This is a genomic window from Halorarum sp. SLYT50 (genome assembly GCF_059821265.1).
Map to the genome: position 1 here is coordinate 1422151 of NZ_CM187555.1, position 23896 is coordinate 1446046.

Genomic DNA, 23896 nt, shown 5'->3' on the forward strand with positions numbered 1-23896 from the left:
CGTTGGACGGGTCGGGTTCTCGCGGGTCGCCACCCCCGACGGTCGTGGGAGACTCGCGGCAGGAGCTCGTGGCGCCAGTTATTCCCCCTCCGCCGGCGTCGGAATCTGTGGGGACCGCTCTCCGCTTCGTGCCCTGTCCGTGTACCGACCTCTCACGCGACTGAACTCCGCGTTTTCGCCAGTTGAGCGAGGCGAAGGATTATATGGTCGTGGCAATGAGTAACACACACAAACATGAACGATGATGATAGACCCCCGGACGGGAACGAGGAGGACCTCCTCGACGACGTCTCCCGGCGAGACGTCATCAAGGGGACGATCGGCGGGAGCATCGTCGCCGCGAACGCTTACCTGTTCAACAACGTACGGCGGGCCAGCGCGCAGACGGCCGAGGCCCGACCGGACCTGCGAGACCGCTTCTCGAACCAGCTCAGACTCGACGTGAACGGTCGCAACAGGTTCGTCCAGGTCGAGGACCAGGAGCGACTGCTGGAGACGCTCCGGTACAGACTCGGCCTCACGGGCGGGAAGTTCGGCTGCGACCGAGCGATGTGTGGGGCCTGCACCGTCCTCGTCGACGGTGACCCGGTGTACGGCTGCACGTACTTCACCCGCGACGCCGTCGGGAAGAGTGTCGAGACCGTCGAGGGACTCGAGCAGAACGGACGGCTCCACCCGATTCAACAGGCGTTCGTGGACAACCTGGGTGGACAGTGCGCCTTCTGTACGCCCGGCATGATCCTGTCGGGGAAGGCGCTCCTCGACGAGAACCCCAATCCGGCGCGCGAGGACGTCAAAGACGCGCTCGCGGGGAACCTCTGCCGGTGCGGGAACTACGAGAACGAGATCGACAGCGTGCTCGACGCAGCACAACGGATGTGATTCACGATGTCAAACCACTTCAGATACGTCGGGCGAAACTTCACTCCGACCGACGCGCAGGCCAAAGTTCGGGGCACCGCCAAGTACGCGGACGACGTCCTCCCGGACCGGCTGTTGCACGCGAAGACGGTCAAGTCGCCGTACGCCCACGCCCGGGTGACGAACATCGACACGAGTCCGGCCGAGCGGATGTCGGGCGTCGAGGCCGTGGTCACGTACGAGGACAACGTCGGGTCGCTCGGCACCTCCGAGGGTGGGGCCGCCCCGGGTGAACCGCCGCTCACGAACGAGCCGCGGGTGTTCGGCTACCCGGTGGCGGCCGTCGCCGCCGTCGACGAGTACACCGCCGCGACCGCGGTGGAGGCCATCGAGGTCGAGTACGAGATCCTCGACCACGTCATCGACCCACGGGAGTCGCTGAAGCCCGGCGGACCGAACGCGGCACTGGAGGGCAACACCATCGGTCAGGAGGGCGACTCGACCGTCATCGACGAGATCAAGTGGGCGGACGCGGACTTCGGCTCCGACTTCCCGTCGAACCCGGGCGACTGGAACATCAAGTGGTCCTGGGGCGACGTCGAGCGGGGTCTCGACCGGGCGGACGCGGTGGTCGAGGAGACCGTTCAGGCGCACCCCATCGCCACGAACCCCATGGAGCCGCGGTCGACCGTCGCCCACTGGAAGGCGAACGGCGAGGTCACCGTCTGGGGCTCCAGCCAGAGCATCGGCGTGACCCACTTCGGCCTCGCGGGCGGACTCGGTATCAACCCGCAACAGTTGACGTTCATCTCCAACTACTGCGGCGGCGGGTTCGGCTCCAAGGGGGCGAGCTACCCCGCGATGGCGGTGCCGGCGCTGCTCTCGAGAGCGGTCAACCGCCCCGTCAAACTCCGGGGCAGTCGGAAGGAGGAGTTCCACTGGGGCAACGGTCGGTCGAGCCACCTGTACCGGTTCAGGGTCGGAGCCTCGGACGACGGCCGGATCACGGCGCTGGACGTCCAGGCCATCGGGGACGGCGGTGCCTACTCGACGGGCGGCCTGAACGGGCTCGGCGCGGGGTTCGACGCGGTCTCGGCCCAGTTACAGCCGGAGACGATGCGTGTCCGCGGGATTCAGGTGCTCACGAACACGCCCAAGCGGTGGCCGATGCGGGGTCCCGGCGAGAACCAGATCGCGATGGCGTTCTCCCCCATCCTCGACCAGTTGGCGGACGAACTCGGGGTCGACCGCCTGGACCTCAGGGTTCGGAACGCGCCGGACGCCGACGACCCGGGCGTCGTCGGCGCGGACAAGACGCCGATGACGAGCGCCTTCGTCGCGGAGACGTACCAGCAGGCCGCCGAGGAGTTCGGGTACGAGTCGAAACGGGAGATGAGCGGCTCGACCGAGGGGTCGAAGGTGTACGGCGTCGGCATCGGGTTCGGCGACCACTCCTCCGGCTACGTCGGCCTCGACGGACTCATTCGCATCCGGACCGACGGAGTCGTGGAGGTCCGGACAGGGGTGGGTAACCTCGGCACCTACTCGACGCACGCGAGTCCGCGCGTCGTGGCCGAGACCCTCGACGTCCCCTGGGACCAGGTCAGACCCATGTTCGGGGACAGTACCGAGGGCGCGTTCACCCAGGGCCAGTACGGGTCGAACACCACGTACACGACCTCGCTGGCCGAGAACGTCGCCGCCGAGAACGCCATCACCTACCTGCAGGAACTCGCCGCCGAGGAGTTCGGCGGGAGTCCCGATGAGTTCGAGGTCGCGGGCGGCGCGGTCACGCACACGAGCGACGATTCCCAGTCGCTCTCGCTCGCGGAGGCGGCGCAGCTCGCCACCGACGCCGGCGGGAAGTACACCGCTGAGGAGATACCGAACCAGGACAGCTACAACCCGATGACGCTGTGGAACGCCGAGCGGATCGCCGGCGACGGGCTGGTCGTCCTCGGGCACAGCACGCCCGACATGGCGCCCGGGCAGGTCCGGTCGTTCTGCTCCTCGATGGCGCTCGTGAGCGTCGACACCGAGACGGGGAACGTCAACGTGGAGGAACTGGTCGGCATCGCCGACTGCGGGCGAGTGCTTCACCCGGCGAGCCTGACCGCGCAGGTCGAGGGCGGCATCATTCAGGGCGTGGGATACGCGCTGAGCGAGCACTACAGCCACGACATGGACACCGGGATTCCGCTCAATACCGACTGGTACCAGAACAAGCCGCCGACCATCTACGAGAGCCCTGACGACCTCAGGGTCGGCGCGGTCAACGAACCCGACCCGACCGGCGCCTACGGCGTGAAGGGCGTCGGCGAACCGCCCTACGGGGCCGGGGCGTCCGCGGTCACGAGCGCCGTTCGAGACGCGCTCGGGACCACGTTCCGGACGCCCCCCATTCGCCCCGCGGACGTCATGGCGCGGATACGGAACGGCGACGCGGAGGTGTGAGATATGCAACAAGACATGATTCAACCCCTGGAGCACATCGACGCCACCAGCGTCGAACACGCGGTCCGCGTGCTTCAGGAACACGGAGAGAACGCGACGATCATCGCCGGCAACACCGACGAGATGGAGTGGCTGAAGAACCGGATGCGAGCGCCCGAGGTGGTCGTTGACCTGAAACCCGTCGACGAACTCCACGGCGTCTCCGAACGGTCCGGCGGGGGGCTCCGAATCGGCGCTCTGGAGACGGTCAACGCCGTCGCCGACCACGACGCGGTCACCTCGGAGTTCGGAGTGCTCGCCGAGGCGCTGAGTCAGGTCGCGACCCCACAGATACGCAACCAGGGGACTATCGGGGGGAACATCTCCCAGGACTCCAGGTGCTGGTACTACCGGGGCGGGTTCGACTGCTACCGCGCGGGTGGGAACACCTGCTACGCGATGACCGGGAAGAACCGCGACCACGCGGTGACGGACTACTCGCGGTGTATCACCGCCCACCCCTCCGACGGGGCGGTGGCGCTGATGGCACTCGACGCCGAGGTGGTGGTGCAGGGACCGCGTGGCGAGCGCAGGGAGCCGATATCGGAGTTCTTCGTCGGACCCGAGGAGAACATCACGGTGATGAACGACCTCTCGCACAACGAGGTGCTCAAGGAGATACTCGTCCCGGCCGACTGGGCGGGGGCGGACTTCTACTTCGAGAAGGTCCGGGACCGGCAGGCGTGGGACTTCCCCATCGTCAACATCGCGGCCGCCGTCCGGCGCTCCGGCGGGGCCGTCTCAGACCTCCGCCTCGTCGCGAACGGCGTCGCTCCGACGCCGAAACGCCTGGAGGCGGCCGAACGGTCGATACGGGGAGCCTCGGTCACCGAACAGTCCGCGCAGGCGGCCGGAGAGGCGGCGCTGCCCAACGCGGCGCCGTTCTCCGACAACGCGTTCAAACTCACGCTGACGCAGAACCTCGTCAAGCGAGCGCTCCTGAACGCGGGGTGACCGACGGACGCGCGGCCGACGGGGCGTTTTTCGGCGGCGCACGCCGCATCCGAGCGAGTCAAGCCGCCGCCGTCGCGGCGTCTCTCGGTCCGGCCGTCGTCCCGACGCGACTCCGTCAGCCCTCCGGCTGCGTCGTCTGCACCGGGTCGTCCGTCCCGTCTTCCGAGGCGTCCGGGGCCCCGGAGGCGTCGGGGTCGGCGACGACCCGACCGGGCGGGAGGCCGTGGCGGACGCGGTTCAGTTCGCCGAGCACGGAGAGGGCGACGTCCGCCGGGTCCCCGCCGCCGAGGTCGAGACCGGCGGGCGAGCGGAGTCGAGCGACGATGTCCTCGTCGAGTCCGTCGTCCCGCAGTCCTTCCCGGACGTGGTCGGCCTTCGTCTCCGAGGCGACGACCGCCACGTAGAACGCGTCGCGTGAGAGCGCTTCGCCCGCGGCGACCCGGTCCGTCGTCCCGCTCCTGCTCGCCACCGCGACCGCCGTGTTGTCGCTCACGCCGAACTCCGCGATACCCTCGTCGTACGCCCCCTGGTACCGCTCCGCCTCGGGGAACCGGTCGGCGGTCGCGTACTCCTCGCGGTCGTCGACGACGCAGACCTCGTACCCCATCGTGCGCGCCAGGCGCGAGAGGGGCAGGGCGATGTGACCGCCGCCCGCGATGATGAGCCGGTGAACGCCCGGGACGACGTTGATGAAGACGGTCATCTCGCCGCCGCACACCATCCCCGTGTTCCCCCCGCGCTCCAGTTCCCACACTTTCCTCGTCGGCTCTCGCCGCTCGATGGCCTCGACGGCCGCCTCGCGCGACAGGGCCTCGACCGTTCCGCCCCCGATGGTCCCGACCGTCTCACCGGTCGCACGGACCAGCATCTCCGCTCCCGGACCCCGGGGCGCACTCCCCTCCACGTCGACGACCGTCACCACCGCGACGTGCTCGCCCGCGGCGGTCAGTTCGGCGACCTTGCCATGTAATCTCATACCAATACTTCGCCGCTCGGTCGCCATGACTGTTACGCGCCGGGTCGAACGGTTCGCCCCCGGAACGGAGCACACTGGTGTCGAGTCCCATCGCCCAGGGCCGGACGACTGGTCGGTCGAGCAGCGTGTGCCCGAAGAACACCCGGGGAGGTCCCTCGTAGCGCTCCCACCAGAACGGCCGGTCGTAGTCGCCGTCGGCTGTCGGGTTGCGCATGTTGCGCAACTCCTCGCGTCGTGTTCGACGAACAGCGTGCTCGGGTCTACCCCGCCGTAGACGACGGCGTGTCCCTCCCACGTTATCAGAGTGGGGAGTGAGTCGAGGTACTCCCTGTCGGCGTCGTCGAGGCCCGGGAGCGACGCGTCGCCACTGAACAGTTTCGGCTCGTTGTTCCCCTCGACACTCACCGCGTTGTCCATCCCGCGGACGAGTCGGACGACTCCCCGACTGTCCGGTCCCTTGCGGACCAGGTCGCCGACGAACGCGACCAGTTCCTCCGGCGCCGAGTCGGGTTTCCCGAGCAACGTCTCCAGTTCGGCCCGACAGCCGTGGACGTCGCCCACCACGTAGACGTTCTCCCACTCGTTCGCGTCGATTCGACAGTGGGAGTAGTTGGTGTTCGAGAAGCTTCGCGCGCGCGTTGGTCCATGTTATTCCAGAAGGAGGCCACTTCACACTGATAAGCCCCCGAAATTCTCGACTATAGTATATGTACGTACAGATATCTACTGACCGGCGGGTGTCGAAGGGTGCTCACACGAACGCGCGGCGCGAGTATACGTATCGACGCCCACCAGTCGCCCCGTGGTCGAGTACCCGGACGGGAGCGGATATGTTTACGTCGACCACCGCCGAGCGACTGGGGTGTGAGCGAATCCTTCGTGCTGTCCGACGACGACACTCGACGCGGACTCCGGAACGTGACCGGGTTCGGCCTCACCGCCCACGTGATGGCTACGCTCGTGGGAGGTGTCTTCCTCACCAAAGTCGCGCTCTCGTTCGGCGCGTCGCTGTTCGCCGTCGGCCTCCTCGCGTCGCTCCCCTCGCTCGCACAGCTCACGAAGATTCCCGCCACGTACGTCGTCGAGCGGTACCGCGAGCGCAGACAGGTCGCGCTCGCAGCGTTCGCCGGCGTTCGCGCGAGCGTGTTCGTGCTGGCGCTCCTCCCGTTCGCGTTCGCCGGCGACGCAACGGCGCTAGGACTCGGACTCCTGCTCGGGGTGACGTTCCTCCGGGAGGCATTCGCTGCGACCGGCGGCAGCGCCTGGGAGTCGCTGCTCCGGGACCTGGTCCCGCAGGACCGCATGGGCGCGTTCTTCTCGAAGAGACAGAAACAGAACTCCCTGCTGTCGGTTCCGGTGAGCCTGGGTGCCGCCGGGTTCATCGCCTACTGGACCGACTCGTTCCCGACGGGGGAGCTTCGGGGGTACTCGATGCTGTTCCTGTTCGGGTTCGCCGTCGGAGTCACCTCGCTGTACTTCGTCTTCCACACTCCCGACCCCCCGCTACCGCCCGCCGAACCCACGCGCTTCCGGTCGCTGTTCGCACCGCCGTTCTGCGACCGGAACTTTCGTCGCCTCATCCTGTTCACAGCCCCGTGGGAGTTCGCGATGGCACTGGCGGGGCCGTTCTTCACCGTCTACCTGCTCCAGCAGCTGGAGTACGGAATGGCTTACGTCGTCGCGCTGACCGTCCTGAGTCAGCTCTCGAACGCGTCGTTCTCGCAGGTGTGGGGCGCGCTCTCCGACCGGTTCAGCAACAAAGCCGTCCTGGGCGTGAGCGGACCGCTCAAACTGGTCGCTATCGGGCTCTGGCTGCTGACTGCGGTGCCCGAACGACACCGGCTGACACTCCCGTTGCTGGTGGTGATTCACGTCCTCCTGGGGATCGCGATGTCCGGAGTCGGGCTGGCGGCGGCGAACATCGGCCGTAAACTCGCCCCCCGGGGACGGGCAACGTCCTACCTGGCCGCGCGGAGTCTCGTCGGGTCGCTCGCCGCCGCCGTCGCCCCGATCGTCGGCGGAAGCGTCGCGAGCGGACTCACCGACTATCGGTTATCGTTCGCCGTCAACTGGGAGGGGCCGGAGGGACTGGTGAGCCTGAACGCCATCAGTCTGCAGGGAATAGATTTCGCCTTCGTGTTCGCTATCCTGGTCGGGGTGTACTCGATGCACCGCCTCTCGCTCGTGGTCGAGGAAGGGGAGGAGGACCGGTCGGTCGTCGTCCACGAACTCATTGCGGAGATGAAACGCCCCGTCTTGACGTTCACGACTGTCGGGGGGTTCAACCAGTTGGTCGACTTCCCCTACAGCGTGATGAAACCGCTCCGCCGTAGACGACCCAGGGCCCGCGAGGACGACCGGACAGAGTGACGTGACCGGCGGAGAGCCGCCGCTCCACGGCGCAGAGGGCGTCGAGGTGACCGACGACCGAGGGACCGCTTCCCGTCCGGCACCAGCGACTCCGTCCGATGGGAGCGACTCTGAACCGAGAGACGGTGGCGTGCAGTCGGGGCGGCCGTGTACGGACGCGCGGAGGCGTCGCTCGGCGGGCGTCAGCGGGGACGGAGAAACGAACCGAGCGGCGGCGGAGCGTGGAGCCCGGATCCGGGCGGGGACTGGTGTGAACCCGAGTGGGCCGTGGTGTCTGAAGCCAGCGAGAGCCGTCAGTCCGTGCGGTGGCCGCTCCCGAGCGCGATCCCGAGCGCGTTCACCGCGATGAGCCCGACGAAGGCGAGGACGTGCTCCCCGACGAAACCCGTCGCCAGCAGCGGGAGGTAGCTCAGCGGGAGGAGGGCGGCCACCCAGAACGCGACGGCGCGCACGGAGGCGACGAGGCCGGAGGCAAGGCCGCCGACGGCGTGCTGGATGGCGGGGATGGTCTCGCTCGTGGACGACGCGAGCCGGGTCGGGAGGGTGGATTCGGAGGTGGACATCGTGACTGGCTCCAGTCACCCCTACGACCCCCCCCACCGTATAAGGTGCAATTCGTTAACCGGCGTTCGGCCGAATTTGTCCGCAAAATCGGAGCGAATCGACGAGACGGGACGTTTTACGACCGTTGGAGAGACCGTTAGACGATTTACAAGCGTCTCTGGAGCCGTTTCGACCGCCTCGAGAGAGAACATCACACACACCGGTCGACTCGACCGAATGACCCGTCGGTGACGGGGTCGGAACGGTGGAACGGTCGGCAACGCGAACCGCGTGCCCCCCTCGGACGCGAACCGTCGTGGCCGCTCCGACTTCCGACGACTACCGAAGACGCGTGGGCGAGTCAGTCCCCCACTCCTCCCCACCGGGAGTGTTTAGCGGTCGGCCGAGAGTCGGACGGTATGGGAGACGCGGAGTACCTGAAGGAGGCGGCGGACACGAGCCTCGAGATCGACCGGGAGGTAACGGAGTCCGTGCGAGACATCGTCGACGACGTCAGGACGAACGGCGACGAGGCGCTCTCGCGCCTGACCGAGAAGTTCGACGGGGTGACGCGGGAGGACGTCCGCGTCGACGACGAGGAGATCCGGGCCGCGCGCGAGGCGTTGACCCCGGACGACCGCGAGGCGATCGACGCGGTCGTCGAGAACGTCCGGGCGTTCCACGAGGAACAACTCGACCGCGTCGAGGGGTTCGAACGGGAGTTCGCCGACGGCGTCTCGCTCGGACAGCGCGTCCTGCCGGTCGAGACGGCCGGCACGTACGTGCCCGGAGGGCGGCACCCGCTCGTGGCCGCGCCGGCGATGTCCATCGTCCCGGCGACCGTCGCCGGCGTCGAGCGAATCGTCGCCTGCGCCCCGCCGCAGTCGGACGGGGGGGTCCAGCCGGCACAGTTGTACGCGATGGACCGGGCGGGCGCGGACGAGGTGTACTGCGTCGGCGGCGCGCAGGCCATCGCCGCGATGGCGTACGGGACCGAGAGCCTCCCGGGCGTCGACAAGGTGACCGGACCGGGGAACGTCTTCACCGTCGAGGCCAAGCGGCAGGTGTTCGGCCACGTCGGCATCGACTTCCTCGCCGGCCCGACCGAGGTGCTGGTGATAGCGGACGAAACGGCCGACCCCGAGTTGATCGCGGTCGACCTCGCGGCGCAGGCGGAACACGACCCCATGTCGCGACCGGTGCTCGTCGCGACCGACCGCGCCGTCGCGGAGGCGGCCCGGGAAGAACTCGACGCCCAGTTCGACCGCATCGACACCGAGGACGTCGCCCGGGAGTCGTGGGCGTCGAACGGCGAAATCGCGCTCGTTCCGGACGTCGACGCCGCGGTCGACCTGGCGAACGAGTACGCCATGGAACACGTCCAGGTGCTGACCGCGGAGCCGCGAGCCGCGATGGAGGGCCTCCGGAACTACGGGTCGCTGTTCCTCGGCGAGCACTCGCCGGTCGTGTTCGGCGACAAGGCCGTCGGGACGAACCACTCGCTCCCCACGCACCGGGTCAGCCGGTACAGCGGCGGAATCTGGGTCGGGACGTACCTCAGGACGCTGACCCACCAGCAGCTCACCCGCGAGGGTGCGGCCGGAATCGCGCCGCTCGCGGCCCGCATCTGCGAACTCGAGGGGACCCACGCCCACCGGCTCTCGGCCGAGGCGCGGACGAACCCGGACGAGTGAGCGCCCGGCGGTCGCCCGACGAGGCCGGGTGGGTCGGGTCGGTCGCTCAGTCCTCGTCCTCGACGCCGGAACCGGTGGCGGCGTCCGGGACCGTCGCCCGCTCGGACGGGAGGCCCAGTTCCTCGAGTGCCGCCTGCATGTGCGGGTCGTCGACGTACTCCGCGCCGGCTTCGACGCGCTTCGCCTGCGCGAGTGCGAGCACTTCGCCGCGGCGGTCGTCGGGGATGTCGTACTTGTCGACGACGAGTTCGATGGTGAGACCGTTGTGGTCGCGGGTGTACAGCGAGTGGAACGCGCCGCGGTCGAACTCGCTGTAGCCGTAGCCGTGCGACTCCAGTCCGTCCTTGACCTCGTCCAGTCGCTCGGCCTCGATACTGAACGCGAGGTGGTGGACCCCGCCGACACCGACCCGCTGGGGTCCCTGATTCGACGCGCGGTCGTCCTCGACGAAGAACGTGATGATGCGGCCGTCGCCCGTGTCGAAGAACAGGTGGGTCACGTCCGGCGCGTCGAGGTTCGGCTGGCGGAGTACGAGCGGCATCCCCAGCACGTCGCGGTAGAACGCGACGGTCTCCTCCTCGTTGCTCCCGATGAGCGTGATGTGGTCCGTGCCGGTGACGTGAAAGGCGCTGTCCGGTCGGTCGGCGGTGACCGGGATTTCGTCACTCATGCCCGTAGAGACGAGTGCCAGCCACTTAGCCGGACAGGAGACATCGGTGTCACCGGGTCCGCGTGGAAGCCGGTACTGCCGGCGTGCGGTCCGTCGCTACAGGTCGGTCACGTCGCGGGTCCGCTCGCCCCCCGTGTCGCCGGTGTTCGTCGTTCCCGCCGGTTCGAACAGGGCGACCTTCGCGGGCTCGCGGGCCACCGGTCGGTGGTCCACGCCCGCCGGCACGACGAGCAACTCGCCGGGGTGGAGCGTCTCGGTCGGCGCGTCGCGGAACTCCAGGTCGAGCGGGCCGCCCTCGACGACCCAGAACAGTTCGTCGGCGTCCGGGTGGGCGTGCCAGACGAACGCGCCGTCGAGTTTCGCGAGTTTCACGGCCTGGCCGTTGAGTTCCGCCGCGAGTCGCGGCGACCAGGTCTCCTCGAAGGAGTCGAACGCCGCGTCGAGGCTCACCTTCTCCATGCGGTCCGGAGGGGACGCCGGGGGAAAACGCTCCGTCTACCGGAGGTCCCGGAGGAACGCCTCGGGAACGAACCGGAGGACGCGCGGCGGGAGCCGGCCGACGAGTCGCTCGCCGCCCGAGACGAGCGTCTTGCGGCCGGCCGTGTACGCACCCGAGACGACGACCAGCCCCGCGACCGCCCACCGTGCGGGCCCGTCGAGCGCGGCGAACGCCGGGAGCGCGAGCGCGAGGCCGAGCAGGAAGTCCTCGGGGGCGCCGTCGTACCGGACCCACCGCCGCGGCGCGTGCCAGCGCCCCCGGAGGTGGTCGTACACGGCCCGGTCGGACGTCGCCTCCCACGGCCGGAGTTCGAGTCCCCCGCCGAGCACGTCCGAGGCGGCGTGGAGCGCCGCGGCCGCGAGGAACGTCGCCGCCGCGACGGTCACCGCCGTCGGGACCGCCCACGCCAGCGCGGCCGCTCCGGCGGCGAGCGCGGTGTAGAGCACGGGAAAGTGGAGCGTCTTCCGGTGCGCCCACGCCAGGTCGACGTCGGGGAACGCTCCCCCGAGTCCGCCCGCGAGGAGCACGACCGGCCCGGCTTCCGGAACGGCCGCGAGCGCCGCCAGCCCCACCAGCAGGCCGGCGAACGCGTGCGTCGTCGCCATCATCGCCCCCGAGTACGCCGCCGGAACCGATAAACCTCGCGCGGATACCCACCGCCGGCGCCCGGTCGTCCCCGCCGATAGGGTGCACCTTTTTGTCAAGCCATGGCATACCACGGGTATGCGTGTCATCATCGTCGGATTCGGGCGAGTCGGGTCGCGAACCGCCCGGGTACTGGTCGAAGAGGGCCACGAGGTGGTGGTGGTGGACAACCTCCCCGAGAAGGTCGAGCGCGCCCGGAGCCGGGAGTTCGACGTGGTGCAGGGTGACGGCGCCAGTGCGAGCGTGCTGACCGAGGCCGGGGTCGACCGGGCCGACGCGGTCGGCGGACTGACGGGCGACCCGCGTGTCAACTTCGAGATCTGTATGGCCGCGAAGGAACACGGCTGTCGGACGGTGATGCGCATCTCCGAGGACTTCCGCGAGGAGGTGTACGACGAGTACGAGCGCGCCGTCGACGAGGTCATCTACCCCGAACGGCTGGGTGCCGTCGGAGCGAAGACGGCGCTGCTCGGCGGGAACTTCAACGCCATCGGCGACCTGACCGAACGGCTCCAGCTCGTCGCGCTCACCGTGCCGGAGGACGCACCGGTCGTCGGGAAGTCGGTCCACGACCTCTCGGTCGACGGCGCGCGGGTGTACGCCCACGGCCGGGACCGCGAGGCGCTGGTCATCCCGATGCCGGGAACCGTGGTCGAGCCGAGCGACCGGCTGGCGCTCATCGTCGAGACGGCGCGGATGGACGACGTCCACGGGGCGCTTCTGGGCGAGCAACAGTAACCGCCGCGCTGGCGGGACGGGCCGACGCGGCGCGTCGGGTCGGTCCACGGGGGGAGTTGGGGAATGACGGGGCGGAGCGCCCCTGTCCGTCCGTTCCGGGGGGACGGAGCGGTGAGAACCGAGAGGGTGGGTGTGCCGGGCGCGCGGGAGGACGGGAGGCCGATGGCGGGAGACCCGCGCGGCCTCGGTGGCGCGCCCTACCGGAGTCTTCGGGGACAAGCACATAAAACGTCGTCAGACGCACGACCCTCGTCGGACGCGCGGCGTACTGCGGTCTTCGGCTTGACACACCGACGACCGGTGGCGACGTTCGGCGTCGCTCCGGGCGTCGTCTTCGTCACTCCCGCGCGTTGGCGCGCGTCGCCGTCGCCTTGAACGAGGCGACGACCGGCGCGCCCGGTTCGAGCGAGAGGCGGTCGGCGCTGTCGGTGGTCACGAGCGCCGCGAGCGTCGCGTCGGCGTCCACGTCGAGGTCCACCTCGACGACCGCCGTCCCGCGCTGGAGCGAGCGGACGCGCCCCGCGAAGCGGTTGCGCGCGCTCGTCGCGTCGGGCGGCGGCGTCTCGTCCGGCGCGTGGAGGGTGACGGCGTCCGCGCGGACGCTCACCTCGGCGGCGTCGCCGGCCGACAGGTCGCCGACGACGAGCGCCCGGACGGACCCGGCAGCCGTCGCCACGACCCCCAGTTCCCCGTCGCGCTCGGTGAGTTCGCCGGCGAACACCGACTCGGCCGCCCCGGCTGTCCCCGCCAGCGCGGCCCGGAGGCGGTCGAACCGCGCGAGCAGGTCGCGCGCGGCGGGGGTGAGCCTGCTCCCGCCCCCGTCGGCCCCGCCGCGGTGTCGCTCGACCAGGTCGCCGAACGCGCCCTCGAGCGTCTCCAGCCGCGAGAGCGCCCGCGCCCGCGAGCGCCCCAGGTCGCGCGCCGCGCCGCTCACCGACCCGGCGTCCGCGACGGCGCGCAACAGCGCCGCGTCCCGGCCGTCGAACGTCACGTCGTCGGCCCGGAGGCTGGCGTCGAACGCGGCGGCCGCCCCCTCCCCGACCCGGTCGTCCCCCCCGGCTCCCCGACCGTCGGTCATGGTCGGACTGCGACGGCCGGGGTCAAAACGGTTATGTGCCTCCCGCGATACCGATGTATCTATGTCGAAACAACGGTCGGACGACGGGCGGGCGGTCGGGCGGCGGGCGTACCTCGCAACCGTCGGGAGCGCCGCGGCGGCGCTCGGACTCGCCGGGTGTTCGGGCGGCGGTGGCGGCGGGGCTGGGGGGACGTCCACTTCGGCCACCGGCGGCGACACGACGACGGCCGGGGCGGACGAGGGAACGACTGCCGAGGAGACGGCCGCGGGCGACGAGACGACGGACGCGAGCGAGGAGACGACCGACTCGGGCGGGTCGATGTCGGGGTCGATGACCATCTTCCACGCCGGGAGCCTCGCGCCGCCGTTCAGTCGGATCGAGACGGCGTTCGAGGAGGAGGTCGGCGTGCAGGTGAACCGGGAGGCGAAGGGGTCGGTCGGCTCGACCCAGAAGATCACCCAGCAGGGCCGGTCGGCCGACGTGCTCGGCGTCTCGGACTTCCGGCTCATCCGCGACATGATGATGGGCGAGTACGCCGACTGGTACGGCATCTTCGTGACGAACGCGATGGCCATCGGCTACACCGACGAGTCGACGGGCGCCGACGAGTTCGCCGAGGACACCTGGTGGGAGGTGATGTCGCGCGACGACGTGAACGTGGCCCACTCGGACCCGGCGGTCGACCCCAACGGCTACCGGTCGGTGATGGCGATGCAACTCGGGGCCGTCGAGTTCCAGGGGGAGACGCTGTACGACGAGTCGACGGCGCAGGCCCTCCAGGAGAACGCGCAGGTCACCGCGGGGACCGAGACGGACCTCATCGGCCAGCTCGAGTCGGGGGCGCTCGACTACGCCTGGGAGTACCAGTCCGCGGGCGCGACCCACGAGAGCCTCAACACGCTGCCGCTCCAGCCGCACGTCAACCTCTCGGAGGCGACCCAGGAGTACGCGAACCACTACGCGAAAGCCGAGGTGGAGGCCGGCGGGAACACCTACACGGGTGCCCCCATCGCGTACGGCATCACGGTGCCGTCGGTGGCCGAGAACCCCGACGCCGGCGCGCGGTGGGTGGAGTACGTCACGCAGGGCGACGGCGCGGACACGATGACCGAACTCGGATTCAGCGCCGTCTCGCCGATGGTGGTCCCCGCGAGCGCCGAGGACGCCGTCCCCGACGGCGTGCTGGAGGGGGCGACCGTACAGGAGACGCTGGGTCCGCTCGAACTATAGACGGTCGAGTGCCCAGGTCACCTCAATGACACGGAGTGCACTCGGACGGGGGAGCGTCGCGCTGGCGGCGGTGACCGTCCAGCTAGTCGCGTTCGCGACGGCGTACGCGCTCGGCGCGCCGACGTGGTACGTCCCGTTCGCGCTCGTCAGCGCCGCACTGCTGGGCTGGCGCGGTACGGGCGAACTGTTCAGCGTCGCAGCGGCCGCGCTCGGCTCCGTGCTCCTGCTCGCGCTCGGTCTCCCGCTGCTGCTGTTCGCCGCGCGCCAGCAGCCGAGTCTCGTCGTCGAGGTAGCGCTGGCGTCCGACGTCCACCGGATGCTGCTGCTCACCGTCTACGGGCCACTGCTGGCAGCGCTCGTCTCGCTGGCGTTCGGCATCCCGCTGGCGTACCTGCTCGCGGAGGGGTTCGCGGGACAGTCGGTCGTCGAGAGCCTCGTCGACCTCCCGCTCGTCGTCCCGCACTCCGTCGCCGGCATCCTCGTCCTGTTCGGATTCGGCGACCGGGGGGTGTTCCCCGGCCTCTCGGTGCTGGCGAGTCTGACGGGGATGGTGCTCGCGCTCACGTTCGTCAGCGCGCCGTTCGCGGTCAACTCCGTCCGCGAGGCGTTCGAGTCGGTCGACGACTCGCTGACGCGCGCCGCCCGCTCGCAGGGCGCGCCGCCGTTCGAGACGTTCCGGCGCGTGAGCCTCCCGCTGGCCGGCAGAGGAGTACTCACGGGCGGCGTGCTGGCGTGGGCGCGGGGCGTCTCCGAGTTCGGCGCCGTCGCCGTCGTGGCGTACACGGTGAGTTTCACCTTCCCCGGCGCCGGCGAGGTGGTCGCCCAGCACGCGCCGGTGTTCATCTTCAACACGTACACCAGCCGCGGGCTGGCGGAGAGCGGCGCCGTGAGCGCCATCCTGCTGGCGATGAGCGCCCTGGTGTTCCTGCTCGTCCGGTGGCTGGCGTACGACGACGAGTTCGCGGGGGTGCTGTGATGCCGGACGTGGAGTTCGACGTGGAGACGACGTTCACCGCGCCGGGCGCCGACCCGTTCGACGTGAGCGCCGCGCTCGCGGTCCCGGACGGCGAGACCCTCGTGGTCCTCGGCCCGAGCGGGAGCGGGAAGACGCTCCTGCTCGAGTGTCTCGGCGGGTTCCACCGGCACGAGGGACACCTCCGCGTCGGCGGGACGGACGTCACCGACGACCCGCCGGAGGCGCGCGGGTTCGGCTTCGTCTTCCAGGAGTACGCGCTGTTCCCGCACATGACCGTCGCGGAGAACGTCCGGTTCGGCGCGCCGTACCACGACGACACCCGCGACGCGGCGGAGTTGCTCGACGCCCTCGGCGTCGCCGACCTGGCGTCGCGGACTCCAGAGACCCTCTCGGGCGGGGAGAAACAGCGGGTCGCGCTCTCGCGCGCGCTCGCGGTGGAACCCGACGTGCTCCTGCTGGACGAACCGCTCTCGGCGCTCGACGCGCCGACGCGGCAGGAACTCCGCGACGACCTGGCCGACGTGCTCGCGGACCGCACCGCCGTCTACGTCACCCACGACCGGGCGACGGCGCGCGCGCTCGGCGACCGGGTCGCAGTGATGGACGACGGGACCGTCGTCCAGGGCGGCACCCCGGACGCCGTGTTCGACCGGCCGGGGACGGCGTTCGTCGCCCGATTCGTCGGGGCGAACGTGCTCCCGGCCGCGGCGGTGAACGGTGGCGACGGCCGGGTGGCCGTCCGACCCGAACACGTCCGGTTCGACGGGAGCGGCTCGCTCGGGGGCGAGGTGACCCGCGTCGTCCGCGAGGACGCCGCGTTCCGGGTCGTCGTCCGCCTCGACGGAGGCGGCGACCTCACCGCGTTCGCCGACGACCCGCCCGCGGAGGGCGACCGCGTGCGGGTCTCGGTTCCCGAGGAGCGCCTCTCCCCGCTCGACGGGGCGTAATCGAGTCCGGTTTCGCCGACCGACGCGCGCTGTCGTATTCGATTTCTGCCAAGTATCATGCCAGTCGGGCGCGTGTCCGAAGACGTGGCACTCACGAGCGAGGCGGCGGGGAAACGCGGCGTCGCGGTCACCCTCGGAGAGGTGACCGGTGCGGTCGGCGACTCCATCACGGTGGTACCGATTCTGGTTGCGCTGACCGCCCTCACGCCCGTCTCGCTCCCGCACGCGCTGCTGTTCTTCGGCGTGTTCCAGGTGGTGTGGGGCGTCGCCTACGGCCTCCCCCTCTCGGTCGAACCGATGAAGGCGCTCGCGGGACTGGCCATCGCGGGGACGCTCGGCTACGGCGAGTACCTCGCGGCGGGACTGGTCGGCGGTGCCGTCCTCCTGCTCGCGGGGGTCGCTGGCGCGCTCGCGCGGTTGCGCTCGGTCGTCGGAGACCCGGTGATTCGCGGCGTGCAGGTGGCCGTCGCGCTCCTGCTCGCGCGGACGGGACTCGAACTCGGACTCGGCGACCCCGCGCTCGCACTCGGGGCCGCCGGACTCGTCGCGACGGCGAGTGCGCTCGGGGTGCGCCGAGGAGCGCCGCTCGCCGTCCTCGGCGTCGGATTCGCGATGACGCTCGCCGAGACGGGCGTTCCGGCGCCCGCGCTCCCGGCGGTCGGTGTGTTCCCGACGGGGGCACCGACGTTCGACGCCGCGGCGCTCGGCGGCGCGGCCGGGCAGTTGGCGATGACCGTCGGGAACGCCGCGGTGGCGACGAGTCTGCTGTGTGCCGACCTGTTCGACGCGGACGTCCCGCCGGACCGTCTCTCGGCCAGCATGGGCGGGATGTGTCTGGCTTCGGTACCGCTCGGCGGTCTCCCGATGTGTCACGGCAGCGGCGGACTCGCCGGGAAGCACGCGTTCGGCGCGCGCACCGGCGGCGCGAACGTCGTGCTCGGCGCGCTCTACCTGCTCGCGGTTCCGTTCGCGGGCGTCGTCGCCGCCTTCCCGACCGCCGTCCTGGGCGTGCTGTTGCTCGTCGTCGCGGCGCACCTCGGCCGGCGGGGACTGGACGCCGACCACCTCCCGCTCGTGGTCGGCGTCGGCGTCGTCGGCGCGGTGTGGAACGTCGGCGCGGCGTTCCTGCTCGGCGTCGCCGCCGACGCGGCGCTCCGACGACTCGGGTGACGCGGAGCGGAGACCCGGGCGACTCGGGTGACTCTTGCCGCTCGCGGTCCAGGGACGGGTATGGAGACGTGGACGGACCTGTTCGAGCGCGCGCGGCGTTACGCCGTCGAGGAGTCGGACGTACGGGAGACGCTGACGGAGCGACGGGACGAGCGGGATGAGTGACACACCCACCGACGCCGGCCGGCCGGAGCCGTCGCCGGCGCGCGTGGTCGCCGACGCGGACGTGCTGGCGGCCGACCTGCTCTGTGGCGGCGACGCGCGCGAGGCGCTCGACCGACTGCGCGAGCACTCGTGGACGACGCTCGTCGCGAGCGACCCGCTGCTGGACGACGCGGCGTCCGTCGTCGGGACGCTCGCCGCCGACCGACTGGCGAGCGACTGGCGCGAGCGAGTCGAGGCGTGGCGCGACCCGGTCGCGCACCCCGGGGGCGACCAGCCGGCGCTCGCCTCCGCGTACCGCGGCGGCGCGATGCACGTCCTCTCGTTCGACGAGCGACTCACCGGGCCGAGTGCGGGCGTCGGGTTGAGCGAGCGCTTCCCGGTGAGCGTCCGGGAACCCGCGGCGTTCGCGGCGCTGTTCGACCCGGAGAGCCTCTACCCGGAGGTCGTCGGCGGGGAGTACCCGGGTCCCGACCGGGACCCGCGCGAGTGAGAGCGAACGGGCGGCGGAGCGACGCTCCCGGCGGGTCGCCGCACGTCCGCCTCGGCCGACCGGGAGCGACCGTCAGGTCACGGGACGGCTGGTTCGGGTTCGGTGAAGAAGGTTCGCGTCGCAGGTCCCGTTGGCGTCCGGGGACGACCGAGCGGGAGCTACCGCCGCTGGGCGTACCACTCGGCGAACTTGCCGAGCGCCCGCCCGCGGTGCGAGACGGCGTTCTTCTCCTCGGCGCTCATCTCCGCGAGCGTCTCGCCGGCGTGTTCGAAGATGGGGTCGTAGCCGAACCCGCCGTCGCCCCTCGGTGCGACGATTCGTCCGCGGACGGCGCCGGTGAACAGTTTCACCGGGAGCGCCCGCTCCTCCTGGTCGTCGCGCTCCGCCCCCGTCGCGGCGGCGGCCACCCGGTCGTCCCTGTCGACGGGGTCCGGCGTGGCGTCGAACCCCTCGCCGTCGCAGTACGCGAGGACGCACCGGAAGGCGGCGCGCCGCTCGCCGCCGAGTTCGCGGTCGGCGAGTCGGTGGACGGCGTCGACGCCGAGCGTCTCCTCGACGTACGCCGAGTACGGCCCCGGGAACCCGTCGAACCCCTCGACGAACAGGCCGGCGTCGTCGACGACGACCGGTCCGTCGACGCGGCGGTACGCCTCCCGCGCTCCGTAGGCCGCGATGGGGCCGAGGTCGTCTGCCTGTATCTCCGCGTAGTCGAACTCGAACCCCTCGACCGTCGCGTCCCCGAGGTACTCGCGCGCCTCCCGGAGTTTCCCCTCGTTCGTCGTGACGTACCGGAGCATCGCACGGACCTGCGGCCCGCCGGGTGTTAGCCGCGTCGTTTCGGCGCTACTCGCCGCTGTTCACGGCTGCGGGCTACCCGAGGGAGTCGTGCGGCAGGACCGGCCTGGCCCGAGAGCCTTTTGCGTCGGCCACCCCAACCGTGCTCAATGAGCGACGAGCGTCGCGCGGACCGCGAGGCCGAGGTCGGAGCACCGGTGGTCCGCGGCGACCCGTCGGTGACGGGCGACCGGGCGAACGAAGCGGTCGGGTTCGACCCGACCGACCCGGACAGCGTCGAGGCCGCCGCAGAGACGGTCGCCCGGTTCGCGGCGGAACCGGGGACCGACGCGGACAACGTGGTGATGTTGCGGGGCGCGGCCGCCTGCGCGGCGCTCGTCCGCGGCACCGGGTCGTACAAGGCGGCCGTCGAACGCGCCGGCGACGGCGTCTCCGTCTCGTTCGTGCGCAAGTGGGCGCGCGTCCACGACCTGCCCCAGTCCATCCGCCGGTACGTCGCTCGCGGCGCCATCGCGCCGACGGCGGCGAAACACATCGCGCGCGTCGACGGCGAGGCCCGTTTCACGCTCGCGTGGGCCGCCGTCGACGCCGACCTCACGGTCAGGGAGGTCCAGACGATGGCCTCGGCCATCAACGACGGACGCGACCCGGAGGCCGTCCTCCGCGACCACGGCGTGGAACCCGGCCGGGTCGAACTCACCATCCCGTCCGAGGCGTACCGGCGGCTCCACGTCCGCGCCTCGATGGAGAACCGGGACCCGGGAGCGGTGGTGGCCGACGCGCTCGACGCCTACGATCCCCGGGACCCCCGGTCGGGGTAGTCGCCCGCGAGGAACCGACGGGCGGCGGTCGAGACGACCGCACGCGCGCGCTCCACCTCCGCCCACCGAACCGTCTCGTTCGGGAAGTGCGCCTCCTCGACGGTGCCCGGACCGAACACCACCGTCGGGATGCCGGCGGCGACGTAGTGTCGGGAGTCCGCGCCGTACGTCGCCCCGCGCGGAGCGGTGTCCGAGACGCCCTCGTCGGCCATCGCGGTACGGAGCGCGCGGACGACCGGTTCCGCCGGGTCGATTTCGGCCGGTTCGAACTGGACGGAGAACCGCTCGAACCCCGGCGGGTGCTCCGAGAGCCACTCGTCCTCGGCGACCACCTCCGCCAGCCGTTCCTCGAACTCCGCTTCCACCTCGTCGACGGACTCCCCGGGAGCGACGCCGAGTCGCCACTCGGCGGTGAGCGTCCCGGGCACCGTCGAGGACCACGACCCGGCCTCGACCCGGCCGCAGACGATGGGCCACGCCACCGGGTACTCCTCGTAGAGGGGGTGGGTGACGCGCTCGCACCGCTCGGTCTCCAGTTCCTGAAACGCGGCGCGGACCCGCTCGAACCGCGGGAGGACGTCCTCGCCGCGCCAGCGCGTGGCGGCGTGCGCGCTCCGGCCGTGGAGGCGGAGCCGCTTCATCACCGTCCCCTCGGTGGTCGTGACGGCCGTCAACTCGGTCGGTTCGGCGACGAGCGCCGCGTCGCGCTCGAACGGGTACGGGTTCGCCAGCGCCGCCGCCGCGGCGCCGATGCCCCCCTCCTCCTCGCCCGCGACGGCCTCCACGACGACCCGGCCGTCGAGCGACGCGTCCGAGGGGGCCGACGGCTCCGACGGCTCCGACTCGCTGAGGTCGAGTGCGGCGAAGACGCAGGCGGCGAGGCCGGCCTTCATGTCCGCCGCGCCGCGGGCGGTGAGCGCCCCGCCGTCGTCCGACCACGCGGGGTCGAACGGGTCGCCGTCCCAGAGGTCGGCGTCGGCCGGCACCACGTCGAGGTGGCCGTTCAACACGAGCGTCGGACCGGCGTCCGGGTCGCCGAACGACAGCGCGCCCGCGACGCTCGGCCGCCCGGCGGCGTCGATGTCCGCGGGGTCGTCCGGGAACGAGGGGTGCGCCGCGAGCGTCTCGGGGTCCGCCTCCCACTCGTACGTCTCGAACCCGAGTGCGTCGAGGCGGTCGCGGACCCACGCCGCGGCGTCGGCCTCGTCGCCGCCGGTCGTCTCGAAGCGGCAGAGTCGCTCTGTGAACGCGCGGATGTCGGGGGTCTCCGGCATACGGTCGCCTGTCGCGCCGGGAGCGTAAGCGTTCGCGTGGCGGCCGCGCCGGCTTCGTAAACGCTTATGCGGGCCGGACGGGAAAACGGGGTGAGGGCTGGTAGCTCAGTTAGGCAGAGCGTCCGGCTTTTAACCGGACGGTCGGGGGTTCGAATCCCTCCCAGCCCGTGCAGCGAACCGTCGAGCGACCGCGAGACGGCGAGCGAACCGGACGGGGGATGCGAAAGCGGGGAGTCGAGCGAGCGACGCGAGCGGAACGACCGTGGTTCGAATCCCTCCCAGCCCGTGTTCTCCGTCCCGCGTCCGGAACCGGTCGCGTCAGTGGAGAATCTCGCGTTCGAGGAACGCCACGGCCGCGGCGACGAACGCCTCCTCCTCGGCGTCCGAGAGGTGGAGACGGAACCGGCCGCCGGTCGTGTCGAACACCACCGCGTTCCCCTGTCGGCCGACGGCGGTGAGGTCGGCGTACGGGAGCGTCCACGTCCCGCCGGCCCCGCCGCCGATGACGACGCGGACGGCGTCGTCCGTCAGGACCGCCGCGCCGTCGCCCCGGAACGGTACGTCGACGGCCTCCTCCCGCCGGAGCGGGTCGTCTCGGCGGAGCAGGAGGACGTGGTTCGGCCGGTCGTCGGGCCCGAGCGCGTCGATGAGCCGCGGGAACCCGTCCGCCTCGCCGAGGAGGCGGGCGGGCGTGACCGACCGGCCGAGCGCGTCCGCGGCCAGCGCGTTCGCGCGCATCTCGTCCGGCGGCTCGGCCGAGCCGGCGTCCGCGCCGGACGAGTCGGTCAACGCCGCCTGGTCGGGCGTCGGACCGCCGCCGTTCGGCACTGCGTCCGGTTGCTGGGTGCCCCCGTCGGCCGGCGCCGCGTCGTCGTCCCCCATCGGCTCGGCGTCGTCCCGGGCGTCCGGCCGGCGGAAGCGGAGGTCGAACACGGTCCCCCCCGGGTCGTTCGCGCGGACCGAGACGTGCCCCCCGTACATCTCCATCAACTGGTCGACGAAGAAGAGACTGAGCCCCTCGCCGTGGTCGACCTGGGTGCGCTCCTCGCGGCCGAGCACCCGGTCGCGCCGGTCGGGGTCGATGCCGGGACCGTTGTCCGCGATTGAGAGGGTGATGCCGTCGTCGTGTTCAGCCACGCTGATTTCGACGCGGGGGGTCGGTTTGTCGTTGTGCTCGACGGCGTTCTCGATGACCGCGCGGAGCGCCGGGGCGAGTATTCCGTCGGCGAGCACCTCGAGCGGGGCGGCGTCGTCGGGGAACGAGACGACCACCTCGGCCCCCTGCTGGTCTATCGAGGCGTCCACGAGCGCCTCGTCGACCGCGGTCCCGAGGTCGACCGGGCCCAGCGAGTCGCCGCCGTTCCCGGTGAGCACGTCGCTGAAGCGACGGGTTGTCCGCGCGTGGTCGAGCATGTCCTCGACCCGCCCGGTAGCGGTCTCGAGCGAGGCGCTCAGGTCCGGGTCGTCGACGCGCTCGACGGCCTGTTCGAGGTGGCCGAGCGCGACGTTCGCGTCGTTGCGCAGGTTGTGCCTGAGCACCCGGTTGAGGATGCGAAGCGACTCCTCGTACCGCCGGCGGCGGGTCATGTCGGTGAACACGGCGACGTACCCCTCGCACACCCCGTCGACGACGAGCGGCGTGACGGACCCGCGGCCGTAGACGAGCCGCCCGTCCTCCGTGGTCGCCTCGAAGTCGCCGACCCACGGCTCCTCCTTCGAGAGCGCGGTGACGACGTCCTGGTAGACCTCCTCGTCGTTGAAGAACGGCAGCGGCGTCGACCCCACCAACTCCTCGCGCTCGTACCCCATCATCGCGGTGAGCGCGTCGTTCACGTCCGTGATGACGAAGTCCGTGTCCGCGATGATGGCGGGGTTCGCCGTCTCACGGAACGCGCGCGTGTAGAGGTCCGGTTTGGTGTCGGGCATCCGTCTCTCCCAGATTTTTCCGGGTCGACTGTCGACTAGTGAACCATCGGATAACAATCTTTCGTCAGACGGGTAGCGTTACGTCGTAATCCGGCCGCACTCAGAGCCGCTCGCCCTGGTAGCTCCCCTCGTAGCGGCCCTCGTGGTCCGCGCGCGCGAGGACGAACTGCGCGACCCGCGCGCCGGGTTCGAGTTCGACCGGGTGGTGCACCTGCAACAGTCCCTCGCCGCGCCCCTCGTAGCCCGCGTCCCACACGGCCGTGTTGAGCATACAGGAGTTGCGGAGTAGCGTCGAACGGGGATAGACGAACCCGACGTGGTCGTCGGGCACCCGCAGGCGCTCGCCGTAGCGGACGACGTACCCGCCCGGGTCGAGGCGGTAGTAGCCGTCCTCCGTGGAGAGTTCCGTCCGCTCGCCCACCCGCTTGCCGTCGGTCGACACCCGACCGGGGGCGGTCTGTTCGAACGCCGCAGCGACGGTGAGGTCGACGCCGTTCGGCTGGACCTGGTCGGCGGAGAGCGGCCCGACGTGGTCGGCGACGTACGCGCCCGATTCGAACATACCGGCCGTGCCGGGGCG

The 23896-nt window shown here is 71.1% G+C and carries 21 protein-coding genes, 1 tRNA gene and 1 pseudogene; 13 read left to right on the forward strand and 10 right to left on the reverse strand.

The annotated features are described in order from the left end of the window. Window positions 1-234: 234 nt before the first annotated feature. Genes AC6RUA_RS07500 through AC6RUA_RS07510 form a run of 3 tightly spaced genes read left to right on the forward strand, consistent with a single transcriptional unit; the run spans window position 235 to window position 4308 of the window. Window positions 235-882, forward strand: coding sequence for a (2Fe-2S)-binding protein (locus AC6RUA_RS07500; protein ID WP_499815308.1), 648 nt, complete (start codon window positions 235-237; stop codon window positions 880-882). Between the two features lie 6 nt (window positions 883-888). Beyond that, the gene (locus AC6RUA_RS07505; protein ID WP_499815309.1) at window positions 889-3315 is read left to right on the forward strand and encodes a xanthine dehydrogenase family protein molybdopterin-binding subunit; all 2427 of its coding nucleotides are present in this window, start codon (window positions 889-891) and stop codon (window positions 3313-3315) included. 3 nt (window positions 3316-3318) lie between these two features. Continuing rightward, window positions 3319-4308: an FAD binding domain-containing protein gene (locus tag AC6RUA_RS07510; RefSeq protein WP_499815310.1), complete on the forward strand. Its 990-nt coding sequence runs from the start codon at window positions 3319-3321 to the stop codon at window positions 4306-4308. Between the two features lie 115 nt (window positions 4309-4423). On the opposite strand, the gene AC6RUA_RS07515 is transcribed toward AC6RUA_RS07510, so the two are convergent. Then, entirely contained in the window at window positions 4424-5845 is a 1422-nt protein-coding gene (locus tag AC6RUA_RS07515; RefSeq protein ID WP_499815311.1) for an XdhC family protein, read from the reverse strand. 303 nt (window positions 5846-6148) lie between these two features. Between AC6RUA_RS07515 and AC6RUA_RS07520 the strand changes: the two genes are divergently transcribed. Beyond that, window positions 6149-7654 (forward strand): MFS transporter, encoded by a 1506-nt coding sequence (locus tag AC6RUA_RS07520; protein ID WP_499815312.1) that lies wholly within the window; start codon window positions 6149-6151, stop codon window positions 7652-7654. A 293-nt stretch (window positions 7655-7947) separates the two neighbouring features. Here AC6RUA_RS07520 and AC6RUA_RS07525 read toward each other — a convergent pair whose 3' ends face one another. Then, window positions 7948-8217 (reverse strand): DUF8028 family protein, encoded by a 270-nt coding sequence (locus tag AC6RUA_RS07525; protein WP_499815313.1) that lies wholly within the window; start codon window positions 8215-8217, stop codon window positions 7948-7950. A 399-nt stretch (window positions 8218-8616) separates the two neighbouring features. On the opposite strand from AC6RUA_RS07525, the gene hisD reads away from it, so the two are divergent. Continuing rightward, complete coding sequence (gene hisD, locus AC6RUA_RS07530; protein ID WP_499815314.1) at window positions 8617-9891, forward strand: histidinol dehydrogenase; 1275 nt, start codon at window positions 8617-8619, stop codon at window positions 9889-9891. Between the two features lie 46 nt (window positions 9892-9937). Here the strand turns inward: hisD and AC6RUA_RS07535 are convergent, their stop codons facing one another. The 3 genes from AC6RUA_RS07535 to AC6RUA_RS07545 all read right to left on the reverse strand — a co-directional run bounded on the left by AC6RUA_RS07535 (window position 9938) and on the right by AC6RUA_RS07545 (window position 11668). After that, window positions 9938-10561, reverse strand: a complete 624-nt coding sequence (locus AC6RUA_RS07535) for a VOC family protein (RefSeq protein WP_499815315.1) — start codon at window positions 10559-10561, stop codon at window positions 9938-9940. A gap of 96 nt (window positions 10562-10657) precedes the next feature. Beyond that, window positions 10658-11020 carry a cupin domain-containing protein gene (locus tag AC6RUA_RS07540; protein WP_499815316.1) on the reverse strand — a complete coding sequence of 121 codons (363 nt, stop codon included), beginning with the start codon at window positions 11018-11020 and terminating at the stop codon, window positions 10658-10660. A 36-nt stretch (window positions 11021-11056) separates the two neighbouring features. Next, on the reverse strand, window positions 11057-11668 hold the full coding sequence (locus AC6RUA_RS07545; RefSeq protein ID WP_499815317.1) for a metal-dependent hydrolase: 612 nt from the start codon (window positions 11666-11668) through the stop codon (window positions 11057-11059). 115 nt (window positions 11669-11783) lie between these two features. Between AC6RUA_RS07545 and AC6RUA_RS07550 the strand changes: the two genes are divergently transcribed. Continuing rightward, window positions 11784-12443: a potassium channel family protein gene (locus tag AC6RUA_RS07550; protein ID WP_499815318.1), complete on the forward strand. Its 660-nt coding sequence runs from the start codon at window positions 11784-11786 to the stop codon at window positions 12441-12443. 337 nt (window positions 12444-12780) lie between these two features. Here the strand turns inward: AC6RUA_RS07550 and AC6RUA_RS07555 are convergent, their stop codons facing one another. Then, window positions 12781-13521, reverse strand: a complete 741-nt coding sequence (locus AC6RUA_RS07555) for a TOBE domain-containing protein (protein ID WP_499815319.1) — start codon at window positions 13519-13521, stop codon at window positions 12781-12783. A gap of 61 nt (window positions 13522-13582) precedes the next feature. Here AC6RUA_RS07555 and AC6RUA_RS07560 point away from each other — a divergent pair, with 61 nt between their 5' ends. The 5 genes and pseudogenes from AC6RUA_RS07560 to AC6RUA_RS07580 all read left to right on the forward strand — a co-directional run bounded on the left by AC6RUA_RS07560 (window position 13583) and on the right by AC6RUA_RS07580 (window position 18500). Further along, window positions 13583-14752 carry an extracellular solute-binding protein gene (locus AC6RUA_RS07560; protein WP_499815320.1) on the forward strand — a complete coding sequence of 390 codons (1170 nt, stop codon included), beginning with the start codon at window positions 13583-13585 and terminating at the stop codon, window positions 14750-14752. A 25-nt stretch (window positions 14753-14777) separates the two neighbouring features. Beyond that, a complete protein-coding gene (locus AC6RUA_RS07565) occupies window positions 14778-15728 on the forward strand; it encodes an ABC transporter permease (protein WP_499815321.1) in 951 nt (316 codons plus the stop codon). Next, window positions 15728-16675, forward strand: coding sequence for an ABC transporter ATP-binding protein (locus AC6RUA_RS07570; RefSeq protein ID WP_499815322.1), 948 nt, complete (start codon window positions 15728-15730; stop codon window positions 16673-16675). Before AC6RUA_RS07565 ends, AC6RUA_RS07570 begins: the two co-directional genes overlap by 1 nt. An 84-nt stretch (window positions 16676-16759) precedes the next feature. After that, on the forward strand, window positions 16760-17845 hold the full coding sequence (locus AC6RUA_RS07575) for a putative sulfate/molybdate transporter (RefSeq protein WP_499815323.1): 1086 nt from the start codon (window positions 16760-16762) through the stop codon (window positions 17843-17845). Between the two features lie 60 nt (window positions 17846-17905). Beyond that, window positions 17906-18500 (forward strand): annotated as a pseudogene (locus AC6RUA_RS07580) (PIN domain-containing protein). 158 nt (window positions 18501-18658) lie between these two features. Here the strand turns inward: AC6RUA_RS07580 and AC6RUA_RS07585 are convergent. After that, window positions 18659-19297: a non-canonical purine NTP pyrophosphatase gene (locus AC6RUA_RS07585; protein ID WP_499815324.1), complete on the reverse strand. Its 639-nt coding sequence runs from the start codon at window positions 19295-19297 to the stop codon at window positions 18659-18661. Between the two features lie 147 nt (window positions 19298-19444). On the opposite strand from AC6RUA_RS07585, the gene AC6RUA_RS07590 reads away from it, so the two are divergent. After that, window positions 19445-20116 carry a DUF7119 family protein gene (locus tag AC6RUA_RS07590; protein ID WP_499815325.1) on the forward strand — a complete coding sequence of 224 codons (672 nt, stop codon included), beginning with the start codon at window positions 19445-19447 and terminating at the stop codon, window positions 20114-20116. Here the strand turns inward: AC6RUA_RS07590 and AC6RUA_RS07595 are convergent. Then, window positions 20086-21390 (reverse strand): M20/M25/M40 family metallo-hydrolase, encoded by a 1305-nt coding sequence (locus AC6RUA_RS07595; RefSeq protein WP_499815326.1) that lies wholly within the window; start codon window positions 21388-21390, stop codon window positions 20086-20088. The two genes, AC6RUA_RS07590 and AC6RUA_RS07595, sit on opposite strands and share 31 nt — an antisense overlap. A gap of 94 nt (window positions 21391-21484) precedes the next feature. On the opposite strand from AC6RUA_RS07595, the gene AC6RUA_RS07600 reads away from it, so the two are divergent. Continuing rightward, window positions 21485-21558: transfer RNA gene (locus tag AC6RUA_RS07600), tRNA-Lys, on the forward strand. Between the two features lie 150 nt (window positions 21559-21708). Here AC6RUA_RS07600 and AC6RUA_RS07605 read toward each other — a convergent pair. Together AC6RUA_RS07605 and AC6RUA_RS07610 are read right to left on the reverse strand one after the other, a co-directional pair. Beyond that, window positions 21709-23316: an ATP-binding protein gene (locus AC6RUA_RS07605; RefSeq protein WP_499815327.1), complete on the reverse strand. Its 1608-nt coding sequence runs from the start codon at window positions 23314-23316 to the stop codon at window positions 21709-21711. A 100-nt stretch (window positions 23317-23416) separates the two neighbouring features. Next, window positions 23417-23878, reverse strand: a complete 462-nt coding sequence (locus AC6RUA_RS07610; RefSeq protein ID WP_499815328.1) for a deoxyuridine 5'-triphosphate nucleotidohydrolase — start codon at window positions 23876-23878, stop codon at window positions 23417-23419. Between the last annotated feature and the right edge of the window lie 18 nt (window positions 23879-23896).